Genomic DNA, 24,604 nt, shown 5'->3' with positions numbered 1-24,604 from the left:
GGATATCAAGTCGCGATCGACTACGGAGACCACGAGGAGCAATTCAGATGGGTGATGGAACGGTTCGCGACGACTGGAAAGGTCTGCGATCCAAAGCGGATGACCACTCGCTGAAATTCAAGGGGGTGAAACTCGATCCGAAGGTTTTCGCCGACTGTGCACAAGCGTGCCACGACCTGATCGGAAGGTTGGTGTGGTATCAGAACTTCATCAATGACTCCAAAATGAACAGCATGACGAACTGGTCGCTGGAATCGGGTGGAATAGGCCTGACGGAGCTATTCAATAAAAAGGGTGTCCTCGCCTATGATGCGTTGGAAACCCTGAAGTGGACCCTGGAGGATATGGGGGACACGTTCCTCAGCGCAGGGGGGAATTATCTGCGGGCCGAAGGCGAGTCGACAGCTGTACTCGAGAAAGTCGGCGACCTGCAGAAGATGGATTCTATGCCGCCGAAAGGTGATCTGCTCAAGGATATCGAATTCAAGGCGAACGGCAGCCTTCCGGATCCGCCGAAACCAACTGTCGCTGATACCCCGACGACGATCTCGATAACATCTTACGATGGCAAGTCTGAAGCTGATTTCATTGCACTACATGATTCTCTGGCCGATCATGACAAGCGAGCGTATGAGACGGGCACTCGATACGGTTGGATGGCCGGAAAGCTCACTGAAGATTTCTCGGACTTGAACACAGCCTTGAAAAGGATCAAGGCTGAAATGTGGGACAGTAACGGTGCGGATCAGGCAATGAAGGCGATTCAGCGCTTCACTGACAACACGCAGCCGTTCACCAACAGTCTGGTCGACCTCGGTAATAATCTCATATATTGCGCGCAATGGCTGAATCTCACGTATAGCAACTTGCCGAGCGAGCCCGCGAACACCGAGGGAACGTGCAGTGACGTTCTCAGCGGATATCGCGAAACCTACAACAAATACTATGTTGTCGGAATCAAGGCTTCGGTTGGCGCGATGCCTGTAATATCTGTCCTCGGCGGCACTGCGGCTCCACCGCCCCCGCCTCCTCCTCCGCCGGGTAAAGATAAAGATAAGGATAAAGATAAGGATAAAGATAAAAACAACAATAACAATAACAACGGGAATGGCGACGGAAACAAAAACAACATCGATAAGAACAGTCCTGAATACAAGGCCGGCTACGAAGACGGTTACAAGCAGGGTCTGCAAGACGCCGGCGGTAAGGGCACCGGTGGCCCAGGGAACAGCGGCAGTGGTGGCCCAGGGAACAGCGGTAGCGGTGGCCCAGGGAACAGCGGCAGCGGCGGCCCAGGGAACATCGACAAGAACAGCCCCAACTACAAGGGCGGCTTCCAAGACGGCAACAAGCAGGGCCTGACCGACGGCAAGTCCGGGAACAGCGGCGGCGCGAACGGTGGCAGCGGTTCGACCGGCAGCGGCGGCCCTGGCAATGGGGCGACCGGCAGCGGCGGGCCAGGCAGCGGCTCGGGTCCCGGCGGCCAAATGCCTGACCTGGCCAGCTACAACCCGGGCGGCAGCAAAGGTGGCCCCGGCAGCGGTTCGGGTGCCAGCGGCCCTGGCCCCCAAATGCCTGATTTGGCCAGCTTCATGCCGAAGGGTGGGCCGGGCGGTGGTGAGAGTTCCACTGGCGGCCCGGGCAATTCGCCCTACGGTGGCCCCGGCGCTCCCAACCAGAACCCGCCGAAGGTCCCGGAAAAGGTCCAAACGAATCCGCAGCAGTCGAACGACCCCAAGCAGCCCAATGGTGGTCAGCCGCCTAAGGGTTCGCCTCAGGACGTGCTCGAGAAGCTGCTCAACGGCGAGAATCCGTTGAAGGATCTGAGCCCGGAGGCGCTGCAGAAGATCGGCGCGGATCTGCTCGGCGGCCTGAGTCCGGATCTGCTGAAGCAGATGACGCCGGAGGGCTTGCAGAAGCTGGGTTCCGATCTGCTGTCGAAGCTGAGTCCGGAGCAGCTGAAGAAGTTCGGGTCGGACATTCTGAGCGGCCTCACCCCCGAGGGGTTGAAGAACCTGGACCCGGAAACGTTGAAGAACCTGGACCCGGAAACGCTGCGGAATCTGAGTCCGGAAACGCTACGGAACCTCGGCCAGACCTTGTCGCAGACGCCGGGCGGCGCGGATCTGCTCAAGACGTTGGCCGACGGACTGAACGGGGTCGTCAAGACTATTGGCGATGTCGTCAAGTCCGGCACCGACATTCTCGCCAATCTGGCGTCCAACGGCATGCTCGGTATCCCGGGTCTCGGCGAACTGCAGCCTATGAACATCGACAATGCGCTCCCGGGCGATTTAGCGTCGGCTCTCAAGAGCGGTGCCGGACTCCCCGGCGGTCCTGGTCCCGGCCCCGGTCCTGGTCCGGGCGCGGAGTTGAATCCGCCGGTCAATGCCCACTCGAATCCGTCCGAGTCGTCGAAGTTGTTCCCGCGAGCGGCAATTCAGTCTCAGGGGGATGGACACCAGATCCCGGTGAATGGAGCAGGCTCGCCGGGTATGCCCATGGGGCCTGGCCCCGGCCCCGGCGCGCAGCAGGCAGGCGGGGAGTACAAGCGAGGCAAATTCCTGGACTCGGTAACCAACCTGGATGAGGCCCTCGGTCCGGACATCGCGCGGTCGCGGCCGGTGATCGAGCCGTGACCCGGCAATGGAAGTTCACCGCGCTCGAATTCATCGTCCTGTGCGATCAGTATCGCGGCGGTTCGCTGCCGCGGCCGTTCCAGTTCGTGTCCGACGAGGAGATCACGGTCGACGAACTCGAACGTCGCAAACGCGTGACATGGGAAGAACTGCGGCACCGGCTGGACGGCTCGTTCGACGGTGTGCTGGAGGTGCTACGCGCACCCGAACTGTTTGTGCGAGTCAGTAGTTGGGACGAGCTGGACATGTACAACATGGCCAAGGAGCAGCGCCTGCACGCCGCGCGGGCCGGCGCGCTCGCGTACCTGTTCGAGCAGGCGCCCACCTTGCTCACCTATGACACTCCGGCGTTCACGATCACCGAATGCGACCCGCGGCGGCTGGCCACCGCCGTCATCGACTCGCTCCCACCGATGCCGGCCGGTCGGCTGCCGGACATTCCGATCGTGACCGACTCGGCCGAGCACATCACGCCGACAACAGGCCGCAGCTACGTCGAAGACGACCGCGAGGACGCGCCGGTCTTCCGGACGCAGCAGTTCTTTCAGCAGCGTGCCGTTCGAACGGGCGCGATCATGGTGGTGCAGGGCCGGTCGAAGTTCGGGCCACGGGGGATTCACGAGACGGCCATGATGTGGCGGGACGTGGCAGGCGACGGACGCTACGTGATGGCGCTGGACGCGGCGCCGATCGCGGTCGGCACCAGTCGGGAGATGCTGATCGAGCGGATCCGAGCCGATATCGACAACCTGATGCGGCGCCTCGAAACACACTGGGAGTCAGGGCGTCCCGAGGACCGGTACTAGCCGGCTGGTTCGTAAACCGTTGCGTTGGAAGGGCTGTCGCGGCAGCGACGAGGAGGATCCGACTAGATGACCGATCCACAACAGCACGCGGCGGCGTCGACCGGTGCTGCGCCGGACGTGGCCTTTCGGATAGGTGGCAACGAACCGTCGCCTTCGGTATCCCCGGAGACATCGGAGTCGACTGTCCCGGAGCCCGATTCGACCGTGAGCGAGCCGACGCTCGAAGACCAGATCACCGCACTGGCCCACCGGGTCGCCCAGGAATTGGCGGTCGCCGGTCCAGCGGGGTGGCAGCGGATGACGGCTGTTTTCGCGCTGACCGTCGCGGGCGGCGCGCGCACCGTCCTCTACTACGACGAGGCCGATCGGGTGGCGAGCATCGAGCCGTCGGACGAGATCATGGAATTGGTTCGGTGGCAGCGCGAGGTTTCCGCACCGCTCGGCGACGGACCGTGGTGGCGGCTGGCGATCCAGTTCGACGTCAGCGGCCAGGTGGAGCTCGACTACGACTACGGCGACGAGCCGTTCCCGAACGAGCATCTGCTGGCGCCCGAGGCGTACCTGGCCGATCTCGAAACGTTTCCGCGCCAACGATTACCGGTGTGGCTGGCCGCCTATCTCGGTCACGGCAATCGGCAGTGGCGTACGCCGCGCGACGCCGCCGCGCAGGCCAGGGCCGACCAGGAGGCGGGCGTTGTCGCGGTGCGGTCGGTGGACGACTTCCCGGCGCTGCCCGTGCTGTGGGCCCGCTGGGCGACGATCGCGGCGGCCTTCGTGGCCGTCGGCTCGGAGTGGGGTCCGCGAATCCAGCCTTCGCTCGGCGTTTTCGAAGGCGCGTCGCGCAGCGGCGCCACGTTGTATGTGCTGCCCGGCGGCCGGGCGGCACTGTCGGGCGGTGTGTGGAACGCTCCGGAACTGGACGCGGCCTATCACGCGGGCAGCGGGCTGCCTGATCTGTACGCCGGCGCTCCGGAGTGGGTAGCCAACCAGGTGTTGAATCCCCGTGCGGCGCGCGGGTTGATGTCGTTCTGCTATTGGTGGGAGGGCGACGGCTGGTATCGCGGTGATTCACCGTCCGCGGATCGGCTCAGTGCGGCCGTGCCGGGCATCTGGACCGACGAGACCGTGATCGACGTGGTGTGCGGCGTACTCAGTGATGATCCGAGTGACGAGTTGCGCACCGCCGCAGCGACTCTGGTGTCCGCCGCGGCGGCGGGCGTCGTCACCCGCGACACCATGGCCGCCCTGTTCGACGACCCGAACGACGATATCGACGGTGCGCTGTACCAGCTTTCGCTGGCGGGATTGGTGACCAAGGTTCCCGAGGAGCAGCGGGCTGCCCGGTTTGAGCGATCGGACAAAATTCTCGATCGGAAGTAAACTGCGGTCGGATTGGCCAGGTCGAATGTGAGGGATTTTTTTGGCGCCGCAGCAGTGCTCAGGTATTGACGGGGTGGGGCCGGAGGTACTTCGACTACGCATGTTGGGGCCGGTGGAGGTGTGGCTGGGGGACCAGCAGCTCGATATCGCGGCGCCGCAGTTGCTCGCCGTGCTGGCCATGCTCGCGGCCGAACCCGCGCGCACCCTGTCGACGACGCAGTTGGCCGCCCGGCTGTGGGCCGACCAGCCGCCGAAATCGGCGCCGAGTGTGCTGCGCAATCACGTACTCGCGCTGCGTCGAAAGTTCGATGCGCACGGCCATGATGGTGCGGGGACCGAGTGGCTCGATTCGACCCGCGGTGGGTATCGGCTCGGTATCGCGGTGGAGTTCGATGTGGTCGCGGTCGAGGGACTGATCGCGGGCGCGGAAGCCGATCGCCGTTCGGGCGCCATCGAGGAGGCGGACGTCAAACTTACGGCGGCGCAGCAACTGTGGCGCGGTGAGCCGATGATCGGTCTGCCCGGACCGTGGGCGGAACGTGAGCGATCCCGGCTCGGCAGGCTGCGCCTGTCCATGTACGAGGTCGCGATGGCGGTGGCGCTGGATCTCGGCAGGCATTCGGCCGTCGTCGCGGAGCTGGAGGCGCTGGTCGCGGCCGAACCACACTCCGAGCGGTGGCACGAACTGCTGATGGTCGCGCTGCACCGCAGTGGGCGGCGGGCCGAGGCGCTCGAGGTGTATCGGAACGCGCGCCGGTTGCTCGCCGACGAGCTCGGCCTCGAGCCCGGGCCCGAGCTGGTTCGATTGCATCAGCAGATCCTGTCGGCGGAGCTGCCCGCCGCTGGCGTCACGAACGAAGTGGTCCATGTCGCTTCGGTGTTCGATCCCCCGCGGGTCCCGGAACAGCTGCCCTCCGACATTGCGGATTTTGTCGGACGAGAACACCTGGCCAACGAGTTGGTCGAGGTGTTGGAGGCGGACTCCGACCGTCGCCAGGTGATCGCGATCACCGGGCTCGGCGGTGTCGGAAAGACCACGCTCGCAGTGCATCTCGCGCATCGCGTGCGGAAGCACTATCCGGATGGGCTGCTGCATCTCGACCTCGGCGGGATGGATGAGCATCCACGGACGGCCGACATGCTGCTCGCAGTCGCCTTGCGTGCGTTCGGTATCGAGCCGGCCGAGCTGCCGTCGGATCTGGCGGAGCGAACAGCGCTGTGGCGCAACACCGTAGCGGGCAAGCGCATGCTGCTGGTGCTCGACAACGCGCGTGATGTCGAGCACCTCGCGCCCTTGTTGCCCGGCACGGGTGCGGCGGCCGTGCTGGTCACCAGCCGTTCGAGTCTGGCGGAACTGTTCGGTGCCCGGCTGGTCCCGCTGGATGTGCTCACCCCGGACGAGGCGTGGATGTTGCTGGAGCGCACGGTGTCCGCGCGTCGAATGCTGGCCGAACCTGAAGCGGCGCAAGAGATTCTGCGTGCCTGCGGGCACCTGCCCGTCTCGCTGCGCATCGCCGGGGCGCGGTTGGCGAGCCGGCCGACCTGGCGGCTGTCCGCGGTTGCCGACCGGCTGGCCGACGAGCGCGGCAGGTTGGCCGAGCTCTCGATCGGCAGTACCAGTGTGGAATTGGTATTCCGGGAGAGTTACCGGCTGCTCGCGCCCGAGCTGGCGCGGGCGTTTGTTCTCGTCGCGTTCTCTGAGGCGCCCGATCTGTCGGTCGCCGCGATTGCCGCCCTGCTCGACCGGGATCGGGTCGAGGCCGAGCGGCTCTGTGAAACCCTCGTGGACCTGGGTATGTTGCAGACGCCGGAACGGGGCCGTTACCGCTATCACGACTTGTTGCGGCTGTTTGCCCGCGGGACGGCCGACCTTTCGCAGCAGCGGGAATGGCCGCGGGCACTGTGCAGGGTGATGGATTTCTATCTGGCCAGCGCGAAGAACATTGTGGACCTGCGTGATCCGGGCGTCGGCACCGATTACTACGCGACCACCGATTCGGCGGGGCAGCGGTTCACCGATGAGCGACAGTGTGCGGTGTGGGCGCAGTCGGAGCGTTTCGGGCTGGTTGCGCTCTATCGGCAGGTTGCCGAGCAGGGCGATGTCCGAACCCGTACGCTCGCAGTCGATCTCGCGTTGTCGCTCGCTGTGGGCGGTGACGCGGGCGCGCACCTGCCCCAGGTGGCACAGGTGCTCGAGCTGCTGAGCCGCGCCGCCGAAGCGGACGGTGATCGCCGGACCATGGCCAGGGCGCAACTGGCCGCCGCCGTCGCCCGGCTGGTCGGCATGGCGGATCTGAGCGCCGCACGCACCCTTCGCAATGCCGGTGCGATTCTGTGGGAACTGGGTGATGGGGCGGGCGCCATCATCGCGGAGCAGATGCTCGGGACGGCCATGGCCTATCAGGAGAACGTGGACGTCGCCGTCGAACACTACCGGCGCGCCATCGAGATGGGACGGCAGCACGGCAACCAGTGGAGTGAGGGGATGAGCTGGGCGACGCTCGCCCGCGCCTACTGCAATGCCCGGCGCTGGTCGGAGGCCGTCGAAGCCGCCGAACATGCTCTCTCCATCGCGCGACAGGTCGGCAGCCTGCGGCTCGAGTCGATGGCATTGCACGAGTTGGGATTCGCGACGCTGCAGCGCGGCGATCCCACGCAGGCCAAGGAGCTGTGCGAGCGAGCACTCACCGTGGCCCGCCGCGACGGCCGCCGCCATCAGGAAGGCTGGGCGCTGGCCCGGCTGGCCGAGGTGACCCTCTACAGCGGCGACGCCGAGGCAGCGGTGCCGATCGCCGCCGAAGCCGTCCGAGCCCTCACCGAGGTCTCCGCCATCGTGCGCCGCCTGCGCGCCATGTGGGTTTACAGCTACGCACTGACCGCCGCAGGCTCCGCCGAAGAGGCCGAACCCATCCTCCGCAAGGTCGCCCAATCCAGCCGCCGAATCGGCCTGGCCCTCCCCGACATCCCCCCACCCCGCCGCACCGCCGTCGGCTCGGCCACCACCGCCCTCACCCTCCGCCAATGCAAGTGACCCGCAGGTGACCTCGCAATGAATCGCCAGGCCTGACCTGCACCCTGAGAGCAGCGCCCTGCCACATCAATCGGACATGCGCCGACCGTGGTGTGCTGGGCTGTCACCTGCGAAAACCTCGTAACTGTGCGGGTACGAATTCCGGGTCTTCCCGGATAGGCATGCGGGCCCGCGCTCTCTACCGTTGAGATCAGACTGATCTTGGTGGTGTGGTGGAGAGAGGTAATGGCATGGGACGGAGCATTTTTCGGCTACACAGATCGGGCGGTACCGGCACACGCCGGGGTGTTTCGGTGGTCGTCGCCGCGGTCGTCGTCGCGGTCGTCGTCGGGTCCCTCACCGGAGTAGGCGTATCAGGTGCGGCACCGGTCGGTCCGGTGGCGGCCGGTGATCTGGACCGCTTCACTCATCAGCGCCTGGATTGGCAGTCGTGCCACGACGACATGCTGGACAAGGCTGGTGCGCAGTGCGCCGATGTGACGGTGCCGCTGAACTACGCCGAGCCCCAGGGCCGCACCATTACGGTCGCGATCTCCCGGGTGCGGGCCGGCGATCCCGCGCACCGGCGCGGGATCATGATGTCGAATCCAGGGGGCCCCGGCGGATTCGGGTTGGATTTCACGGTGCAGCTGCGCGATTCATTGCCGACATATCCGTGGCAGGATTACGACCTGATCGGGATGGATCCGCGTGGTATCGGTCGATCGACGCCGGTGCACTGCGGATGGCCGATCGGGAACTCGCTGCAGTCGGCGGGTGCCGGCCTGCTCGAATTCGGCAAATCCGTTGCCACCGAGGCAGATTTGGCGGCACGATGCCTCATCGCCGACAACGGCACGCTGCCCTATATCACTACCCGCAACACCGCCCGCGACATGGATGTCATCCGGGGTGTGCTCGGCGAAGACCGGATCAACTACTTCGGCGGCTCGTACGGCACCTATCTGGGAGCGGTCTTCACTCAGATGTTTCCCGGACGTGTCGACCGCATGGTCTTGGACAGCGCCGTCGATCCCGAGCGCTATGTCACGGGCATGTTCGAGGATATGGGTGCGCCCGCCGAGGCTGCGCTCGATGCCTGGGCCGACTGGACCGCGGCCCGCGACGGTGAATATCACCTCGGCACAACCCGATCCGAAGTTCGCGCGGTGGTGACCGGCTTGATCCGGCAGGCAGCGCGCAAACCCCTCCGGATCGGGGCCTACTCCGTCGACGAGCACTGGTTACCGACGCTGGTGTTCGGCCCCCTCGACAGTGCCGACCAATACGGTGAGCTGGCCGCCGATATGCGGCAGTTCGCCGAGGCGGCCGCAGGTGCGCAGGTCCAGCCGAACCCGAAACTCGCGGACGATTTGAATCAGCTGTTCAACGCCAAACCGGACGGTTACTCGATAGAAGGGGCGGACGCCGTGCTGTGCGGTGACGTTGCGCAACCGCGTGATCCGGTCTGGTACTGGCGCAAGATCGAGGCCAGCCGCGCCACTCAACCGGTGTTCGGGCCGTTGATCAACAACATCTCGCCGTGTGCCTTCTGGCGTCCGCCCGTCGAACCGCCGACCGTCGTGCACAACGCGGTGCCCGCGTTGATTCTGCAAGCCACGGGAGATCCGCGCACCGCGTATCAGGAAGGCGTAGCCCTGCACCGGGCGATGACCGGTTCACGATTGGTGACGCTGCAGGACGTCATCGTGCACGGCGTCTCGTTCATCCCGAGCACTTGCGTGCGCCAGGCCGTCGACACCTACCTCCGCGACGGCACCCTCCCCACGACCGATCTGACCTGTCGCGCAGACTGATCCTGACGGCGCCACACCAGGGGCGACGACAGCGTTCCCACCCCGTGCGTGACAAGCGTTGTCTCCGGTTGTCCCGTCGAAATCTACGTTTGTCGAGCGTTCGCGGAACGTTTTCTGCGGTTGCGCGGCATGTAGGCTCGCGCGCCGTCACATCGAGCGGGCGGGGAGGGCGCTGGTGCTTTCGCGGATTTCGAGGGTGAAGGGGATTTGGATGTCTTGGGCGGGGAAGGATTCGGTGGCTCGGCGGCGGAGTAGGTCTACGGCGGTTTGGGCTATGGCGGATTTGTTGGGGGCGATGGTGGTCAGGGAGGGGATGCTGAAGGTGCTTTCTTCGGTGTTGTCGAAGCCGACTACGGCTAGGTCTTCGGGGATTCGCAGGCCTCGTTCGGTGGCTTTGCGCATGGCGCCCAGGGCTAGGAGGTCGTTGAAGCAGAAGATGGCGTCCGGGGGGTCTGGTAGGTCCAGTAGGTGGTTCATGGCTTCGGCGCCGTCGCGGCGGTGGTATTCGAGGGCCGTCACGATCAGTTCGGGGCGTTCGGGGATGTTGGCTTCGGCCAAGGCTTCTCGGTAGCCGGTCAGGCGGAGGGCGGCGGTGCCGCGGTGGGGGTTGTGGCCGATGGCGGCGATGCGGCGGCGGCCGATGTGGGCTAGGTGGCCTACTGCGGTTCGGGCGGCGCGGACGTTATCGATGGCTACGTGGTCGAAGGGGACGTCTACGGCGTGTTCGCCTAGTAGGACCAGGGGGACGGCGGGGGAGAGTTCGGCGAAGTCGGCTGCCTCGAGTGCTTGCGGGCTGACGATCGCGCCATCGATCAAGTAGGGGCCCATTGACGCGAGGGCGTTGCGTTCCTGGCTTCTGGTGCCCTGGGTTTGTTCGATCAGGACGCCCCACTCGTGTCGGTGGGCGGCGGTGATGATCAGACCGGTCAGCTCGGCGAAGTACGGAATGTTCAGTTCCGGCAGGACCAGGGCGATGAATCCGGTGCGGCCGCGGCGTAGGTTGCGGGCGCCTCGGTGTGGGCGGTAGCCGGTCGCCTCCAGCGCGGCGAGCACCTTGCGCCGGTTCTCCGGTTTGACGAAGTCGTATCCGTTGACCACGTTCGACACGGTCTTGATGGAGACGCCGGCAAGGGACGCAACGTCTTTGAGGGTGGCGGCCACTGCGCTGCTCCTCCTCGCGATCGGCCAGTCCGCGGTAACCAATTCCCGACGGATTTCTCCAAACTACTTACAACGTTGTTCCAACGTTGTAAAACTCATCTGACGCCTCGCACGGCAGCGGGGATCGGGTCGCGCTCCCGCCCTCGACGGGGTGCCCTGAAGGAGTTACCGATGCCAGTCAACAAGACCAATGTCGTTGTCGTCGCGGTCGCCACCGCGGTCGGCCTCACCCTGTCCGGATGTGCGAAATCCGAGACGGACAAGACCGCGCCCGCCGGGGCAGGTCCCGCGGCATCCGCGGCGGCGACTCAGCCGAGCGGGCAGTCGACCTGCACGCTAGCCCAGACCGGCTACCCGAAGATCGACCTGAAGACGGCGAAAGTCGGCTTCTCCCAATCGGAGAAGGAAGCCAACCCGTTCCGGATCACCGAAACCGCGTCGATCAAGGATCAGGCCGCCGCGCTGGGCATTCCGTCGGGCAACCTCCTCGTCACGAACGCGCAGAGCGATCTCAACAAGCAGATCAGCGATATCAAGTCGCTGCTCGACCAGGGCGTGCAGGCGCTGATCGTGGCCCCGCTGAATTCCGATGGGCTGCAACCGGCGTTGGACGCGGCCAAGGCCAAGCACGTGCCGGTCATCACTGTTGATCGCAAGGTCACCTCCCAACCCTGCACGGACTACCTGACTTTCATCGGCTCCGACTTCGTCGAGCAGGGCAAGCGGGCGGCCGATCAGATGATCCGGGTCACCGGCGGCCAGGGCAAGATCGCGATCCTGCTCGGCTCGTCCGGCAACAACGTAACCACCGACCGGACAAAGGGTTTCAAGGACAAGCTGGCCGGCACGCCGGGGCTGACGATCGTCGCCGAGCAGACCGGCGACTTCGATCGCTCCAAGGGACTGTCGGTGATGGAGCAGCTGCTGCAGAGCCACCCGGACATCACCGCCGTCTACGCCGAGAACGACGAGATGGGCATCGGTGCGGTCAACGCCATCAAGGGCGCGGGCAAGAAACCGGGAACCGACATCAAAATCGTCTCGGTCGACGGCACGCACAATGCGGTCCAGCTCATCGTCGACGGTTCGTACAACGCGGTGGTCGAGTCGAATCCGCGCTTCGGGCCCTTGGCTTTCCAGACGCTGCAACAGTTCGAGGACGGCGCGGCCATCCCGGCGACCGTGATCATTTCCGATGACGAGTACGACGAAACGAACGCCGCCGCGAAGGCGGCCAACTCGTATTGAGCGCGCCGACAAGCAGATTCCGATGATCGAACCGGTACTCGAGGTCGTCGAGGCGCGCAAGGAGTTCGGTGGCACCCGCGCGCTCGATGGCGTGTCGTTCACCCTGTGCCCCGGTGAGGTCCATGCGCTGGTCGGTGAGAACGGCGCGGGCAAATCCACCCTGATCAAGGCGTTGACCGGCGTCTACCAGCTCGACGGTGGGCAGCTGCGCTATCGAGGCGAACCCGCAGTGTTCCCGACACCGCTGCACGCGCAGCGCGCGGGCATCTCCACGATCTATCAAGAGGTCGATCTCATCCCGATGATGAGCATCGCGCACAACGTCTTCCTCGGCCGTGAACCGCGAAATCGGTTGGGGCTCATCGACCAACGGCGGATGTATCGGATGGCGACCGAACTGCTCGCCGGATTCGGCATCGCCGACGATGTTCGCAAGCCGCTGCGCAGCCTCGGTGTCGGCGCGCAGCAGATGGTCGCGCTGGCTCGCGCCGTGTCGATCGACGCGCGGGTGGTCATCATGGACGAGCCGACCTCCGCGCTGGAACCGCGCGAGGTGGAGACGCTGTTCGAGGTGATCGAGCGCCTGCACGAACGCGAGATCGCGGTCGTCTACGTCAGCCACCGGCTCGACGAGCTCTACCGAATCTGCAACCGGGTCACCGTGTTACGAGACGGCAAGCAGGTGCATACCGGGCCGCTGGCCGAACTCGGGCGGTTGCCGCTGATCGCCATGATGCTGGGCCGCGATATCGGCGAGATCAAGGCGCACGGCGCCACCAACTTCAGCGACGATCAACATGCCGCGGCCGAGCAGGTGCTGCGTGCCGAGGATCTGGTGAGCAGGCACCGGCTCGCGGGCGTCTCGGTCACCGCGCGTGCGGGTGAAATCGTTGGACTGGCTGGGCTTTTGGGCTCCGGGCGCAGCGAGACCGCGCGGGCCATCTTCGGAGCGCTGCCGCTGGATCACGGATCGGTCGTCATCGGCGGTAAGGCCGTTCGATCCGGCAGCACGCCCGCGTCGATCGCGGCCGGAATCGCGATGCTGGCCGAGGATCGCCGGGCGGACGGGATCATCCCGGAGCTGTCGGTGCGCGAGAACATCGTGCTCGCCGCGTTGCCACGGCTGTCGCGGTTCGGGCTGGTGAGCCGCGCGCAACAGGATCGGATCGTCGACACGTTCATCACCCGGCTGCGGATCAAGGTGGCTGGTCCGGAGCAGAAAGTGTCCGAGCTTTCCGGGGGCAATCAGCAGAAGGTCATGCTTGCCCGCTGGTTGTGCCTGCAGCCCAAGCTATTACTGCTGGATGAGCCGACCCGCGGCATCGACGTAGGCGCGAAACTCGAGGTGCAGGCGCTGATCGACGAACTCGCGGACGCGGGGCTGGCCGTCGTGCTCATCTCCTCGGAGTTGGAGGAGTTGCTCGACGGTGCCGACCGGCTGCTCATTCTGCGTGACGGGGCGACGGTCGGTGAACTCGTCGGCGATCAGCTGACCGAGAGCAATGTGCTGGCCGCGCTCGCCGAGGCGCCGGAAGCCGAAGGGGAATCAGATGATTGAGCAGGTTGCTGTCCGGCGGCCGCCTGCGTGGCGGGGCCGAGCCACGGTCTGGTTACAGGCGTACGGCGTGTACGCCGCCCTCGGCGGGCTGATCTTGTTCAACCTGGTGGCCACGTCGAACTTCCTGACGCTCACCAACTTACGCACCCAGTTGCTGCAGGCCGCGCCGGTGATCATCGTGGCGCTCGGCATGGCGCTGGTGATCGGGACCGAGGGCATCGACCTGTCGGTCGGCGCGGTGATGGCGCTGGCCGCCGCGATGATTCCGCAGTACCTCGGCTACGGGCCGGCGGCCGCGGTCCTCGTTGCGTTGCTGATCGGTCTGGCGGCGGGGGTGTTCAATGGAATTCTGGTGGCGCGCATCGGGATTCAACCCATCATCGCCACGCTGGCATTGCTGGTCGGCGGGCGCGGACTGGCACTGGTGATCGCGAACGGGCAGCTCGTCGACATCAAGAACGCGTCCTTTCTCACCCTCGGCTCCGGTGACCTGTTCGGCGTGCCGATCAGCGTGCTGATCGCGGCAGTGCTTGCCGTCGGTACCGGATTGCTCATTCGCCGAACCACATTCGGCCGCCAGCTGGTGGCGGTCGGCGGCAACCGATCCGCGAGCGAGCTGGCGGGGCTGCCGGTCCGGCGGGTACTCATCACCGTCTATGCGATCTGCGGCGTGTTCGCCGGGTTGGCGGGGGTGCTGGCCACCGCACGGTTGCGCGCCAGCGATCCGGCCGATGTCGGTCTGCTGATGGAACTTTCGGCCATCACCGCGGTCGTGGTCGGTGGTACGCCGCTGACCGGCGGCAAGGTCAGGGTGGTCGGCACCGTGGCCGGTGCGCTGCTCATGCAATTGGTGCTCGCCACCCTGATCAAGCATGATCTGCCGTCCTCGACCGCGCAGATGGTGCAGGCGGTCATCATCGTCGCGGCCGTGTATGTCGCGCGGGAGCGGAACAGCCGATGAGCACGACGATCCGACCGGCCGATCACCGAGCTCGCGACGGCGCAGCGACCGATTCGCCTGCCGTCCGAAGCGCACGGCTGCTGCTGGAGCTGGTGCAGAAGCAGCCTGCCGCAGTGGTTTTCGTCGCGGTGGCCGCTATCGCCTGGGTGACGCTGCCGCATTTCGGCAGTGGTACCAATATGCGCGATCTGGCGATGCAGAGTTCGTTCCTCGCCGTGATCGCGCTCGGGATGACCTTCGTGATCATCTCCGGTGGCATCGACCTGTCGGCCGGTTCGGTGTACGCGCTCGGCGGGGTGCTGGCCGCCTACGGATCGCAGTGGGGGTTCGTGACGGCGCTGCTGTTGCCGCTCGCGGTGTGCGGTCTCATCGGCATGATCAACGGCATACTGGTGGCTCGGACCGGCATGGCGCCGTTCATCGTCACCTTGGCGACCTTGCTGTTCGCCCGTGGGCTATTGCTCGCGATCACCGATGAAGGTGCGACCACCTACAAAATCGAGCGCGGACAGGCCTTCCTGGAGATCGGCCGTGGCACGCTGTTCGGCCTCGGTTACCCGGTCTACCTCACCCTGCTGCTGTTCGCGGCGGGCGCGGTGTTGTTGCGGCGCACTGCCTTCGGACAAGTGGTGTTCGCGACCGGCGGCTCCGAACGCTCTGCGGTGCTCATGGGTCTGCCGGTGATCCGGACCAAGATCCTGGTCTACACACTCAGTGGACTGCTGGCCGGGTTCGCGGGCGCGATGACCGCGGCCTATCTGGAATCCGGGGTCACCGTGATCGGCGTCGGCACCGAGCTGGACGCGATCGCCGCAGTGGTGATCGGCGGCACGCTGCTGACCGGTGGCGTGGGAACCGTCATCGGCACCATCTTCGGTGTCCTGCTGCGCAACGTCATTCAGGACATCATCAACGAAATCGGCACCCTCGACAGCAATTACCAGTCCGTGGTCAGCGGCGCCTTCCTGCTGGTGGTGGTCGTGTTGCAGCGGCTGCTCGGGTACGTGCGCCGAGAGTGACAGCGCCTCAACATCGTTGACGATCGGGCAGCGTATCGAGCCGACCGGCGGAACTTCGGTAGTCACGCCACGACCGCAGATAGCGGTGGAATGCGAGCACGTCATCGAGATTGCTGACCGGCCCGAGCGAGATGCGCAATGCGCCGCCGGTGGGTAAGCCGATGGCGCGCCGGTAATCGTCGAGTGTCCGCAGCCCCGCCCGGTCAGTGCCTACTCGAACCAGGTTGGCCGGGTCGAGTTCGAATATCGTCTCGCCGACGCCGGGATTGCAGAAACACCCTGCGCGCAAGGCAATCCCATGCTGCACCGCACGATTCTCGGCGACCCGCTCGTCGATGAGGGTGCCATCCACATCCAGCAGGTTGAATGCGATCGTCGGACCCCGGCCACGCATATCGGTCGGGCCGTACAGCGTGCAGACGGGCCTGCCGTTGTCGTGGCGGAGCTGCGGCATCACCTCGAGCAGGTATTCCGTCAGGCAGCGCGCTCTGGTTCGGACCGCCTCTCGATCGAGGGTCTGCCGCACATAGTCCAATCCGATCGGCACACCGAGTACGCCGAGGAAGTCGGGCGTCCCGTCCTCGAAGTTGTCCGGCGGTTCGGCGCTGGCGTGCCAGCCGCCCAGCGCACTCGACGCGACGACGGTGCCGCCGGCGAACCAGGGACGGCGCAGTCGCGCGAGCGCCTCGGTGCGCGCGATCAGACAGCCGAGCCCGGTCGGCCAGCCGAATATCTTGTAGTAGGACAGCGATACGAAGTCTGGTTTGTGTTGGCGCAGATCGAGATCCGAGATCGGCGCGTACGCGGCGGCGTCGAGCAGTACCAGCCAGCCGCCGGCGTGCGCGTCGGCTATCCATTCGAGCGGATGTTGCACACCGGAGAAGTTGCTTTGCGCTGGGTACGCGAACAGGGACGGCGCCGTCGGCGCGCGGTCCAGCACCTCGAGCACGGCCGACGTATCGGCGCGCAGATCGGGGCGCAGCGCAATCGTTTCGGTGATCGCGCCGCGTGCCCGGGCGTACTCGCGGATGCCGAGGACCGAGTTGTGGTTGTCGCGCAGCAGCGCCAGCCGGGCGCCCGGCTGGAATGGGAACGACTCGCCGACCAACCGCAGTGCACCGGTGGCATTCGCGGTGAAGATGACCGAGTACTCCTCGGGGTCGGCATGCACGAATCGCAGCGTCGCCTCCCGAGCGTGCCGCATCGCCTCGGTGGATCGTTGGGACGGACCGCTGGCGGAGTGGGGATTTCCCCAGATCGCGTTGCCCATGGCGTGCTCGTAGGCACGGAGCTGTGTGCGGCTGGGGAGCCCACTTCCGGTGTAGTCCAGATAGATCAGGTCCTGTTCGTCGAGCTGGCCGAAGTCGTCGACGCGGATACGGTCGAGATGCCGTGTTTCGAGATAGGCGGGGTAGGCGCGTGCGAACGCTTCGAGGCTCAGATTCTCCTGCGGTGTGACGGTCATCCGTATTCCACCTCGCGTGTCGCCGAAATCGATTGGCCACCACCGTGATCGAGCACTCGGTACCCGACGGGTAAGTGAGCTACCACCACCGTACCGGCCGTCATGGGTGTGGCGCCGAATCGCGCCCGCAAGCAGACCGAAGACGCCCTTCGGCCTGTCCGGCGGAGTGAAGGGCGTCTTCGGGCGGAAGGCGCGGCTGGTGACTGCGCGTCGGCAACCGGCGGGTAGGGGGCTCGGTATGGGCTGGGTATCAGGTCATGTCGAGGTGGCGCAGCTGCGGCCAGAGGTCCGGCCAGGAGGCACGCCGGTCGCTGCACAGCCACACCGCCTGATCCTCGTTGTCGTCGATCAGCTTGCGGCACGATGCGAAGTGGTCGCGGAGTTCGTCGGGTGCGGTACCGATGTAGAGCACGTTGCGCGCGGAATCCGGTGGCGGCGGGAAATAGCCGTAGCTGCGGTTGGTGCTGTATGCCGTTGGCAGTTCGCCAGGACGCGCGTACACGTCGAGGTATGCGGCGATGATGTAGGACTGGCCCATCACGATGGTGCTGTCGCGATCCTGGGCGGGTAGCGACTGGTAAGCGGTGACGGTTCGTTGCACGATCGCTTGGGGGACATCGGTTTTGGTCGACACCGCGGCGATTGCCAGCATGCCTGCTGCGGCGGCGATGCTCAGTATGTAGGCAGGCCAGGCCACCCAGCCGCGGCGGCCGCCTGCCAACCTGCGCTGTTGGAATCCGACGGCGCCTGCGGCACACAGTGCTCCGTAGAGCCCGCCGAGGTAGTAGGGGCGGCCGACGGTGACGACGAAGAAGACGTACAGCACCACTGCGGTCACGCCCAGAAAGCGATAGGCGCGCAGTTCGTCGGCGCGCAGCAACCGCCACAACCCGTAGAGCGACAACACCGTTCCGGCAATGCCCGCCATCACGATCAGCGCAACGGCCACGCCCGGCCGCCCGCCGGACAGCGCGTCCGCCTCCCCGGCCACCACCACACCCATCCGCAGCTGCGGCCAGCCGTTCCCGGCTTGCCATAGCAACGTCGGCAGCGCGATGAGCAGACCGATGCCGCCACCCAGCCACAGCATCGGACGGCGCAGCAGCTCGCGTGGACCGAAGATCGTTACCGCAGCCAGTAGCACCGCGCACAGCAGCAGCACCTGGAATTTGGTCTCGGCAGCGATCCCGGCCACCACGCCGAGCGCGAGCAGCAACCGATCATCCCGCACCCGAACCCAGCGCACCAGCAACCAGACGAGCAACAGCCACTGCACCGGCTCCAGCGTGTACGGGGTGAGCCAGTGGCCGCACATGGTCACCCACAGTGCGGTCGCCTGCGCCGCCGCCGTGAGCGTCTGCGCGCGCCGATCACCACCGAATTCTCTGGCGATGAGCGCCGCGACAACGACCGCACCCGCAGTCGCCAGCACCGCGGGCACCCGGATCAGCACGACCGATCCCGGGTCGAGCCAATCCAGCGCCGCCGCCAACGCCGGTGCCAGTGGTGGCTGGTCGGCGGACCCCCAGTCCAGGTGATTCCGCCCGATCGCCAGCATGTAGGCCTCGTCGAACCAGTAGCCGCCGCCGAAACTGCCGATGAAGTGGGCGAGTGCGACCACGGCCGCGATCACGAGGACCGGCCGCCCCGCGAAGGCTGGATCGGTCGGGGTGGCTGGGCGGGACCGTACCGAGAGCTGCATGTTTCGACCTCCGTCGCTGGACCAAGTCACGAAGAGTCTGCCCAGCGACAACACCCCGCCACATCAACCGCCGCACCCGGTCTTCATACGACTCGAGTAGGACCGCGGCGCGCGGACCTCATCCTTGGTGATGACCAATCCTCATCGGCGCGGCACGCCGGTCGCACCGGAGATCGATGTAGGTAACATCCAGCAAACATAATCCGATAAGACGTCTGACCGAATTTGATCAACGTTAGGAGAACGCAATGGACGTCAATAATCCCGAAGGCGCGCTCGTCTGGCTCGCCATCCTCTCGCCACTGATCGTCATCGGCGGCGCGTATGCGCTCATCAGCGGAATCGGCCGGGCATTGGGAATCGGCTGATCGGCCCGCCCCGCGTGCCACGCTGTTCAGCCCGGTGTGGTCGATGATGGCGCGCGGGGCAAACCCCTATAACCCCCTACTTGTAGCCTCGAGACGTCGCTCGCGGTACCGCTGCGGGAGGTCGGGCGAGCCGGATCGGCCATGCCGGACCTGCGCATTTCGGCAAATGTTGTTCCCGCGCAGCATGTTTCAGGGTCGCGGTGGCAGCCGTTCGGTGCGGCCGACCGGGCGAAATCGTGTGGCAGGGTGATCGGCTATGAAGACGATCCTGATCACGGGGGCGACATCGGGTATCGGCCTTGCGGCGGCGCAGCAGTGCGCGGCGGGAGGGGATCGGCTGGTGCTTGTCGGGCGGAATCCGCGGAAGCTGGCCGATGCGGCGGCGATGGTGCGGGCCGCGGGTGCGGGCGGTGTGGATACCCTCGAATGTGACTTCGCGTCACAGGCTTCGATCCGGCAGCTCGCCAAAAGTGTGCTGGCGCAATATGACCGGCTGGATGTGCTGGCCAACAATGCGGGCGGGTATCACAAGGATCGGGTCGAGACCGAGGACGGTATCGAGGCCACGTTCGGGGTCAATCACCTCGGTGGTTTTCTGCTCACCGAGCTGCTCATCGATCTGATGGTGCGCAGCGCGCCCTCGCGGGTGCTGTTCACGTCGTCGGTGCTGCATTTCGGCGCGACCCTGGATTTCGATGACCTCGGCTTCGAGCGTGGATATTCGGGTGAGCAGGCATATAGCCGATCGAAGCTGGCCAATGTCCTCTACGCCCGGGCGTTGGCGCGCCGGGTCGAGGACACCGGGGTGACGGTGAACGCCTTTCATCCCGGCGCGGTGGCCAGTGGGATCTGGGATTCGCTGCCGTGGTTCGGACAGCCGCTGATCGCGCTGGCCAAGCGGCTGTTCATGATCTCCGTCGAGGACGGTGGTCGGGCGCTGAGCTATCTCGCGACCGACCCCGAGGTCGAGTCGGTGACCGGCGCCTACTTCCAGAAGAACCGCATCAAGACTCCGTCGCGTCGTGCGCAGGACGACGCGCTCGGGCAGCGGCTGTGCCAGGTGAGCGCGGCCTTGGTCGCGCCCGCCGATTAGCAGGGCTGCGCAGTCAACGACAACGTTGTCGGAATTAGCAAGCGACACAACATGTTTGTCATCGGCTGAACTGCAGAAAGCAGGGGCAATGCAGCGTACGCGTTTCGAGTCGATCGGCTCGTACACTCCGGAAACCATCCGTTCCACCGAAGAAATGATCGACAGTCTGGCCGTGCCGAGGTCACTGGATCTGGAGCGGATAACCGGGATCAAGAATCGGCGGGTCTACGACTCGCGTCCGGACCACTATGAATCGTCGTTCGAATTGGCGCTGCGGGCCATCGACGATTGTCTACGACATTCCGACTACACCGCGGCCGAGCTCGACATCGTCATCTCGGCCTCCATAACCCGCACCCGCGGCAAGGAAATCTTCTGCTACGCACCGGCATTCGCGCTGATGCTCGGCAATGCGATCGGCGCGACGTCGGCCCGGCATTTCGACGTCTCCAACGCGTGCGCCGGCATGATGACCGGGGTGCTGGTGCTGGACCGGATGATCAAGGCGGGGGTGGTGCGCAACGGGCTGGTGGTGAGCGGCGAACAGATCACGCCGATCGCGGAGACCGCCGTGCGAGAGATCAGCCAGCCGTACGATCCGCAATTCGCGGCACTGACCGTCGGTGACGCGGCGGTGGCCGTGGTGCTCGACGGTCGCGGCGACGATCACGACGAAATCCATTACGTGGAACTGATGACCGCCGCAGCAGGGGCCGAGCACTGCCTCGGCATGCCGAGCGACCGGTCGTCGGGGATCGCGCTTTACACCGACAACCGCGCCATGCAGAACGAGGGCAGGTATATGCAGGCGATCAATCGCCTGGACACCTTCCTGCAGGAGACCGGGCGCACCTGGGAGGGCGAGAAGTACGACTACTGGATCCATCACCAATTCAGTGGGCCGGTCATCGAGTACCTCGGGCACCTGACCGAGCAGCATTTCGGCACCCCGATGCCGCAGGCCCTGAATGTGTTGCACGACTTCGGCAATACCGCGTCGACGTCACATTTCCTGGTGCTGCACGAGTATCTCGAGCAGCAGAAAATTCCCCGAGGATCGAAGGTCCTCATGATTCCCGCGGCTTCGGGCCTCGTTTCCGGCCACCTAGCCGCGACTATTTCGCGTCTGGAGGCGTAAGCCATGGGTACCACGATTATTGCGGCCGCGATCAACACCGATCTGGACACCGGCAGCTATTTCGAGCTGGCCGCGCGCGCGGCCCGCAGTTGCCTGGCCGGTTCGGATGTCTCGGTCGACGAGGTCGGCATGTTGATCAACGTCGGCGTCTTCCGGGACGAGAACATTTCCGAGCCCGCGGTGTCCGCGCTCATCCAGAAGCGGATCGGCCTCGGCCTGGAATACCAGCCCGGCCGGGTTCCCGCGTTCTCCTTCGACCTGATGCACGGCGCTACCGGTCTGCTGCACGCCATCAACACCGCGGAATGCTTCCTGGCCACCGGTGACGTGGAGTACGCGTTGCTGGTGGCGGGGGATACCCATCCGTCCACCAAGCGCTACGTCGCGGGGTTCCCGTACACCACGGGGGCCGCCGCGCTACTGCTCGGCAATTCGCCGAACGCGGGCGGATTCTGTCCGCTGCACAGCAGGGAGACCAGCGGGCCTGCCGAGCCGTCGGCCTGGGTCGACCTGGGGGCGGCGGGCGCGAACGGCCGCTCGGCCATGCGGATTCGGCCCGGCACGCAGGAGTCGGTCGAGCTCGCGGCGGCGGCCGTCCGGGCCTGCATGGCCGACGAGGGCCTCGACGGTGACGATTTCGCCGAGGGGCGAGCGGTGTTGCTCGCGCCGGCCCCGGTGGTGGGATTCGGGGCCGACCTGACCGAAACCTTGGGACTGCGTACGGAATCGGTGATCGGCGTCGCGCCAGCGGTCGGCGATCCGTACACGGCGGCGCCCGTGCACGCGTATTTGAACGCGCGCGAATCCGGTGTGCTCGACACCGCCGCGTCGGTGCTGTTCCTGGCCGCCGACGAGGCCGCGGCGGCATGTCTCGCCTACCATCCGCAGTCGGCGGCCGTTGCCACGGTGGGCGCCGGTGGTGCCGTCGGCAGCGAAAGATGTTGATGTTACTGGGATTCCGTCATTCATGTCGGAAAGTTTCTGCGATCTTGTCGGCATGATTCGATGACAGGGCGCGGTCGGCGACCTACGCTATGGGCACCGGCTGGATCAATGGGGCGTCCGGTTACGTCCCTGCTGCGACGATGCCGCATTTTCAGCGCACCCGAGCTGCTCTCTTCGATGGTGCCCTTCCCCAGTCGGGTACATCGCATGGACAAAGGGGGCTCGGGTATGCACCGGCAGATCGCAGCGCAGGGTGAGCAGTGGTCGACACTCGCCGAATCCGGGGTCGGCCAGGCGATGGCCGTGCTCGGCGGCGCGAGCACGGTCGGCTTGGTCGCCGAACTGCTCGCCGCCGACGAGGCGGCGGTGCGCACGGCGGTCCGGCAGCTGGCCGCCGGGTCGTCCGTGCGGGCGCTGTTCGACGACTTCGACCTCGCCGACCGGATTCTGCGCGACACCCCGGCGCAGGTCCGCCGGGAACTGCACGTGCGTGCGGCGAAATTGTTGCACGACAAAGGGTTTCCGGCGGACGCGGTGGCTGATCAGCTGGTCGCGGCCGGCGCCGCCGACCAGCCGTGGGCGGCCGTGGTGCTGCTCACCGCCGCGGCGGCGGCGTTGGCGAACGACCAGATCGACCGCGCGGTGGAACGATTGGAGTTGGCCTACCGCGCGACACGTGACCCGGCGGAGCGCGCCACCATCGCGATCCGCCTGGTCCGGGCCGAATGGCGGCTCAGCCCGTCGAATCGAACGCGGAACTACACCCGGATGCGCGCGGCCGTTCGGGCGGGCCGGGTGCCTGCCGCAGGCTTGCCCGCCGCCGTTATGTTCCTGCTCTGGCACGGTCAGACCCAGCACGCGGATCAGGCTCTCGGACAACTGGATTGGGACCAGCTCGATGAGGCGGCACCGAAGATGGACTTTCTCTGCGCGTGGCTGCGGTCCGCGCATCCGCCGCATGCGCAACGCCACCATCGGCTGCTCGCGGCGCAGGCGCGGCGACGGTCGGCGAGTGTACTGCGACCGTCACCGCATCTACTCGGCGCGGAATTGCTGACGGGGCTGTTCGCCGGGCGTCCGCGCGACGAGACCGGCACCCTGGCACAGCGTTTGCTCACCTGTCATCGACTCGACCCGAGTACCGTGGAAACCCTTGCCGCAGCGGTGCATTGCCTGATCTATACCGACCGGCTCGATACCGCGGCGGCGTGGTGTGACTCGCTGCTGGCCGAGGCCGAGGCGCGGCAGGCGCCGACCTGGCAGTCGATCTTCGCCGGCCTGCGCGCGGAAACCATGCTGCGCAAGGGCAATGCGTCGGCGGCGGCCGAGGACGCGGTGCTCGCGCTGAATCATGTTCCCGCCGAACAGCTCGGTGTCTGGATCGGGACACCGGTCGCGGCACTCGTCCGCGCGTGCACGCTGACCGGCAGGCACGCCGACGCCGAGGCGCAACTACGAAGACCCGTGCCCCGCGCCATGTTCGAGTCACGCTTCGGCCTGCCCTACCTGCACGCGCGGGGCCACCACTACCTTGCCGTCGGCGACGCCGCCGAGGCGCTGCGCACCTTCCGCCGGTGCGGGCACCTGATGCGCCGCTGGCACATGGACTTCGCCTGGCTGGTGCCGTGGCGCAACGATGTCGCCGCAGCCCACCTCGCGCTCGGCGAGGACCGGCATGCGCGCGCCGTCGCGACCCGCCATCTCGAGCTGCTCGGCACCGCGACCCGGCACCGCACCGGCGGCGTATCGCTGCGCCTGCTCGCCGCCACCGCCGACCGCTACCAGCGGGTGCGGTTGCTCCGCGACGCCGCCGCGATCGCCCGCTCCGGCGGCTGCGACCTCGAATTGGCCACGACCCTGGGCGAACTCGGCGCCGCGCACCGCGCCGTCGGCGACCACGACAAGGCCCGCCTGCTGATCCGCGAGGCGACCCGCCTCGCCGATTCCTGCGGCGCCGACCCCCTGCTGCACGACCTACTCGGCAACCGCTCACCCCACCCCACCCGCCCCGCCCCCCGACTACGCCCACAACCCAACGCCCTCGACACCCTCAGCCCCGCCGAACGCCGCGTCGCCGAACTAGCCGCCCACGGCAACCGCAACCGCGACATCGCCGCCGCCCTCGACATCACCACCAGCACCGTCGAACAACACCTCACCCGCGTCTACCGCAAACTGGAGATAGCCCGCCGCACCGAACTGACCTTCGTCCTCGGGGAGACGGGCTCATCCGTCTCCGCCCTCGGTTAGTGAAAGTTCGTGCGTCGCCCGGGTCGTTCCAGGTTTGTCCATCG

Annotated in this window: 16 protein-coding genes; 13 read left to right on the top strand and 3 right to left on the bottom strand. The window is 66.2% G+C overall.

Annotation, left to right across the window (positions count from 1 at the left end; all coding sequences use genetic code 11):
- Nucleotides 1-47 precede the first annotated feature (47 nt).
- The 5 genes from ABZ942_RS16080 to ABZ942_RS16060 all read left to right on the top strand — a co-directional run bounded on the left by ABZ942_RS16080 (nt 48) and on the right by ABZ942_RS16060 (nt 9,652).
- Nucleotides 48-2,639: a hypothetical protein gene (locus ABZ942_RS16080; RefSeq protein ID WP_357382514.1), complete on the top strand. Its 2,592-nt coding sequence runs from the start codon at nt 48-50 to the stop codon at nt 2,637-2,639.
- On the top strand, nt 2,636-3,445 hold the full coding sequence (locus ABZ942_RS16075; protein ID WP_357382512.1) for an ESX secretion-associated protein EspG: 810 nt from the start codon (nt 2,636-2,638) through the stop codon (nt 3,443-3,445). Before ABZ942_RS16080 ends, ABZ942_RS16075 begins: the two co-directional genes overlap by 4 nt.
- Before the next feature lie 66 nt (nt 3,446-3,511).
- Nucleotides 3,512-4,825, top strand: coding sequence for a hypothetical protein (locus ABZ942_RS16070; protein WP_357382510.1), 1,314 nt, complete (start codon nt 3,512-3,514; stop codon nt 4,823-4,825).
- Nucleotides 4,826-4,925: 100 nt separating this feature from the next.
- Nucleotides 4,926-7,856 carry a BTAD domain-containing putative transcriptional regulator gene (locus ABZ942_RS16065; RefSeq protein ID WP_357382508.1) on the top strand — a complete coding sequence of 977 codons (2,931 nt, stop codon included), beginning with the start codon at nt 4,926-4,928 and terminating at the stop codon, nt 7,854-7,856.
- A gap of 293 nt (nt 7,857-8,149) precedes the next feature.
- Entirely contained in the window at nt 8,150-9,652 is a 1,503-nt protein-coding gene (locus tag ABZ942_RS16060) for an alpha/beta hydrolase (protein WP_357382506.1), read from the top strand.
- A 147-nt stretch (nt 9,653-9,799) separates the two neighbouring features.
- Here the strand turns inward: ABZ942_RS16060 and ABZ942_RS16055 are convergent, their stop codons facing one another.
- Nucleotides 9,800-10,813 carry a LacI family DNA-binding transcriptional regulator gene (locus tag ABZ942_RS16055; protein ID WP_357382503.1) on the bottom strand — a complete coding sequence of 338 codons (1,014 nt, stop codon included), beginning with the start codon at nt 10,811-10,813 and terminating at the stop codon, nt 9,800-9,802.
- A 171-nt stretch (nt 10,814-10,984) separates the two neighbouring features.
- Here ABZ942_RS16055 and ABZ942_RS16050 point away from each other — a divergent pair, with 171 nt between their 5' ends.
- From ABZ942_RS16050 to ABZ942_RS16035, 4 genes are read left to right on the top strand one after another with little or no spacing between them, the layout of a single operon-like run.
- Nucleotides 10,985-12,061, top strand: a complete 1,077-nt coding sequence (locus tag ABZ942_RS16050; protein WP_357382501.1) for an ABC transporter substrate-binding protein — start codon at nt 10,985-10,987, stop codon at nt 12,059-12,061.
- Between the two features lie 22 nt (nt 12,062-12,083).
- Nucleotides 12,084-13,619 carry a sugar ABC transporter ATP-binding protein gene (locus tag ABZ942_RS16045; protein ID WP_357382499.1) on the top strand — a complete coding sequence of 512 codons (1,536 nt, stop codon included), beginning with the start codon at nt 12,084-12,086 and terminating at the stop codon, nt 13,617-13,619.
- A complete protein-coding gene (locus tag ABZ942_RS16040; protein ID WP_357382497.1) occupies nt 13,612-14,580 on the top strand; it encodes an ABC transporter permease in 969 nt (322 codons plus the stop codon). The genes ABZ942_RS16045 and ABZ942_RS16040 overlap by 8 nt, the downstream gene beginning before the upstream one ends.
- Entirely contained in the window at nt 14,577-15,599 is a 1,023-nt protein-coding gene (locus ABZ942_RS16035; protein ID WP_357382495.1) for an ABC transporter permease, read from the top strand. The genes ABZ942_RS16040 and ABZ942_RS16035 overlap by 4 nt, the downstream gene beginning before the upstream one ends.
- 7 nt (nt 15,600-15,606) lie before the next feature.
- Here ABZ942_RS16035 and ABZ942_RS16030 read toward each other — a convergent pair whose 3' ends face one another.
- Entirely contained in the window at nt 15,607-17,064 is a 1,458-nt protein-coding gene (locus ABZ942_RS16030; protein ID WP_357382493.1) for an aminotransferase class V-fold PLP-dependent enzyme, read from the bottom strand.
- Nucleotides 17,065-17,314: 250 nt separating this feature from the next.
- Nucleotides 17,315-18,766 carry a glycosyltransferase family 39 protein gene (locus ABZ942_RS16025; protein WP_357382491.1) on the bottom strand — a complete coding sequence of 484 codons (1,452 nt, stop codon included), beginning with the start codon at nt 18,764-18,766 and terminating at the stop codon, nt 17,315-17,317.
- A 624-nt stretch (nt 18,767-19,390) separates the two neighbouring features.
- Between ABZ942_RS16025 and ABZ942_RS16020 the strand changes: the two genes are divergently transcribed.
- The 4 genes from ABZ942_RS16020 (at nt 19,391) to ABZ942_RS16005 (ending at nt 24,560) form a co-directional block, all read left to right on the top strand.
- A complete protein-coding gene (locus tag ABZ942_RS16020; RefSeq protein ID WP_357382489.1) occupies nt 19,391-20,227 on the top strand; it encodes an SDR family NAD(P)-dependent oxidoreductase in 837 nt (278 codons plus the stop codon).
- Between the two features lie 88 nt (nt 20,228-20,315).
- Nucleotides 20,316-21,365, top strand: a complete 1,050-nt coding sequence (locus tag ABZ942_RS16015) for a 3-oxoacyl-[acyl-carrier-protein] synthase III C-terminal domain-containing protein (RefSeq protein ID WP_357382487.1) — start codon at nt 20,316-20,318, stop codon at nt 21,363-21,365.
- A 3-nt stretch (nt 21,366-21,368) separates the two neighbouring features.
- Complete coding sequence (locus ABZ942_RS16010; protein WP_357382485.1) at nt 21,369-22,310, top strand: hypothetical protein; 942 nt, start codon at nt 21,369-21,371, stop codon at nt 22,308-22,310.
- Between the two features lie 228 nt (nt 22,311-22,538).
- Nucleotides 22,539-24,560, top strand: coding sequence for a LuxR C-terminal-related transcriptional regulator (locus ABZ942_RS16005; RefSeq protein ID WP_357382483.1), 2,022 nt, complete (start codon nt 22,539-22,541; stop codon nt 24,558-24,560).
- The last annotated feature ends 44 nt before the right edge of the window (nt 24,561-24,604 follow it).

Source organism: Nocardia sp. NPDC046473 (assembly GCF_040645995.1).
Taxonomy (GTDB): domain Bacteria; phylum Actinomycetota; class Actinomycetes; order Mycobacteriales; family Mycobacteriaceae; genus Nocardia.
The sequence above is the reverse complement of the archived record's forward strand: the minus strand, read 5'-3'. Positions and strand labels throughout refer to the sequence as shown.

Bases quoted from the DNA above. Each gene is read 5' to 3' on its own strand.
- ABZ942_RS16080 (WP_357382514.1), top strand. From the start codon at position 48: ATGGGTGATGGAACGGTTCGCGACGACTGGAAAGGTCTGCGATCCAAA.
- ABZ942_RS16070 (WP_357382510.1), top strand. From the start codon at position 3,512: ATGACCGATCCACAACAGCACGCGGCGGCGTCGACCGGTGCTGCGCCG.
- ABZ942_RS16065 (WP_357382508.1), top strand. From the start codon at position 4,926: ATGTTGGGGCCGGTGGAGGTGTGGCTGGGGGACCAGCAGCTCGATATC.
- ABZ942_RS16050 (WP_357382501.1), top strand. From the start codon at position 10,985: ATGCCAGTCAACAAGACCAATGTCGTTGTCGTCGCGGTCGCCACCGCG.
- ABZ942_RS16045 (WP_357382499.1), top strand. From the start codon at position 12,084: ATGATCGAACCGGTACTCGAGGTCGTCGAGGCGCGCAAGGAGTTCGGT.
- ABZ942_RS16040 (WP_357382497.1), top strand. From the start codon at position 13,612: ATGATTGAGCAGGTTGCTGTCCGGCGGCCGCCTGCGTGGCGGGGCCGA.
- ABZ942_RS16035 (WP_357382495.1), top strand. From the start codon at position 14,577: ATGAGCACGACGATCCGACCGGCCGATCACCGAGCTCGCGACGGCGCA.
- ABZ942_RS16030 (WP_357382493.1), bottom strand. From the start codon at position 17,064: ATGACCGTCACACCGCAGGAGAATCTGAGCCTCGAAGCGTTCGCACGC.
- ABZ942_RS16025 (WP_357382491.1), bottom strand. From the start codon at position 18,766: ATGCAGCTCTCGGTACGGTCCCGCCCAGCCACCCCGACCGATCCAGCC.
- ABZ942_RS16020 (WP_357382489.1), top strand. From the start codon at position 19,391: ATGAAGACGATCCTGATCACGGGGGCGACATCGGGTATCGGCCTTGCG.
- ABZ942_RS16015 (WP_357382487.1), top strand. From the start codon at position 20,316: ATGCAGCGTACGCGTTTCGAGTCGATCGGCTCGTACACTCCGGAAACC.
- ABZ942_RS16010 (WP_357382485.1), top strand. From the start codon at position 21,369: ATGGGTACCACGATTATTGCGGCCGCGATCAACACCGATCTGGACACC.
- ABZ942_RS16005 (WP_357382483.1), top strand. From the start codon at position 22,539: ATGCACCGGCAGATCGCAGCGCAGGGTGAGCAGTGGTCGACACTCGCC.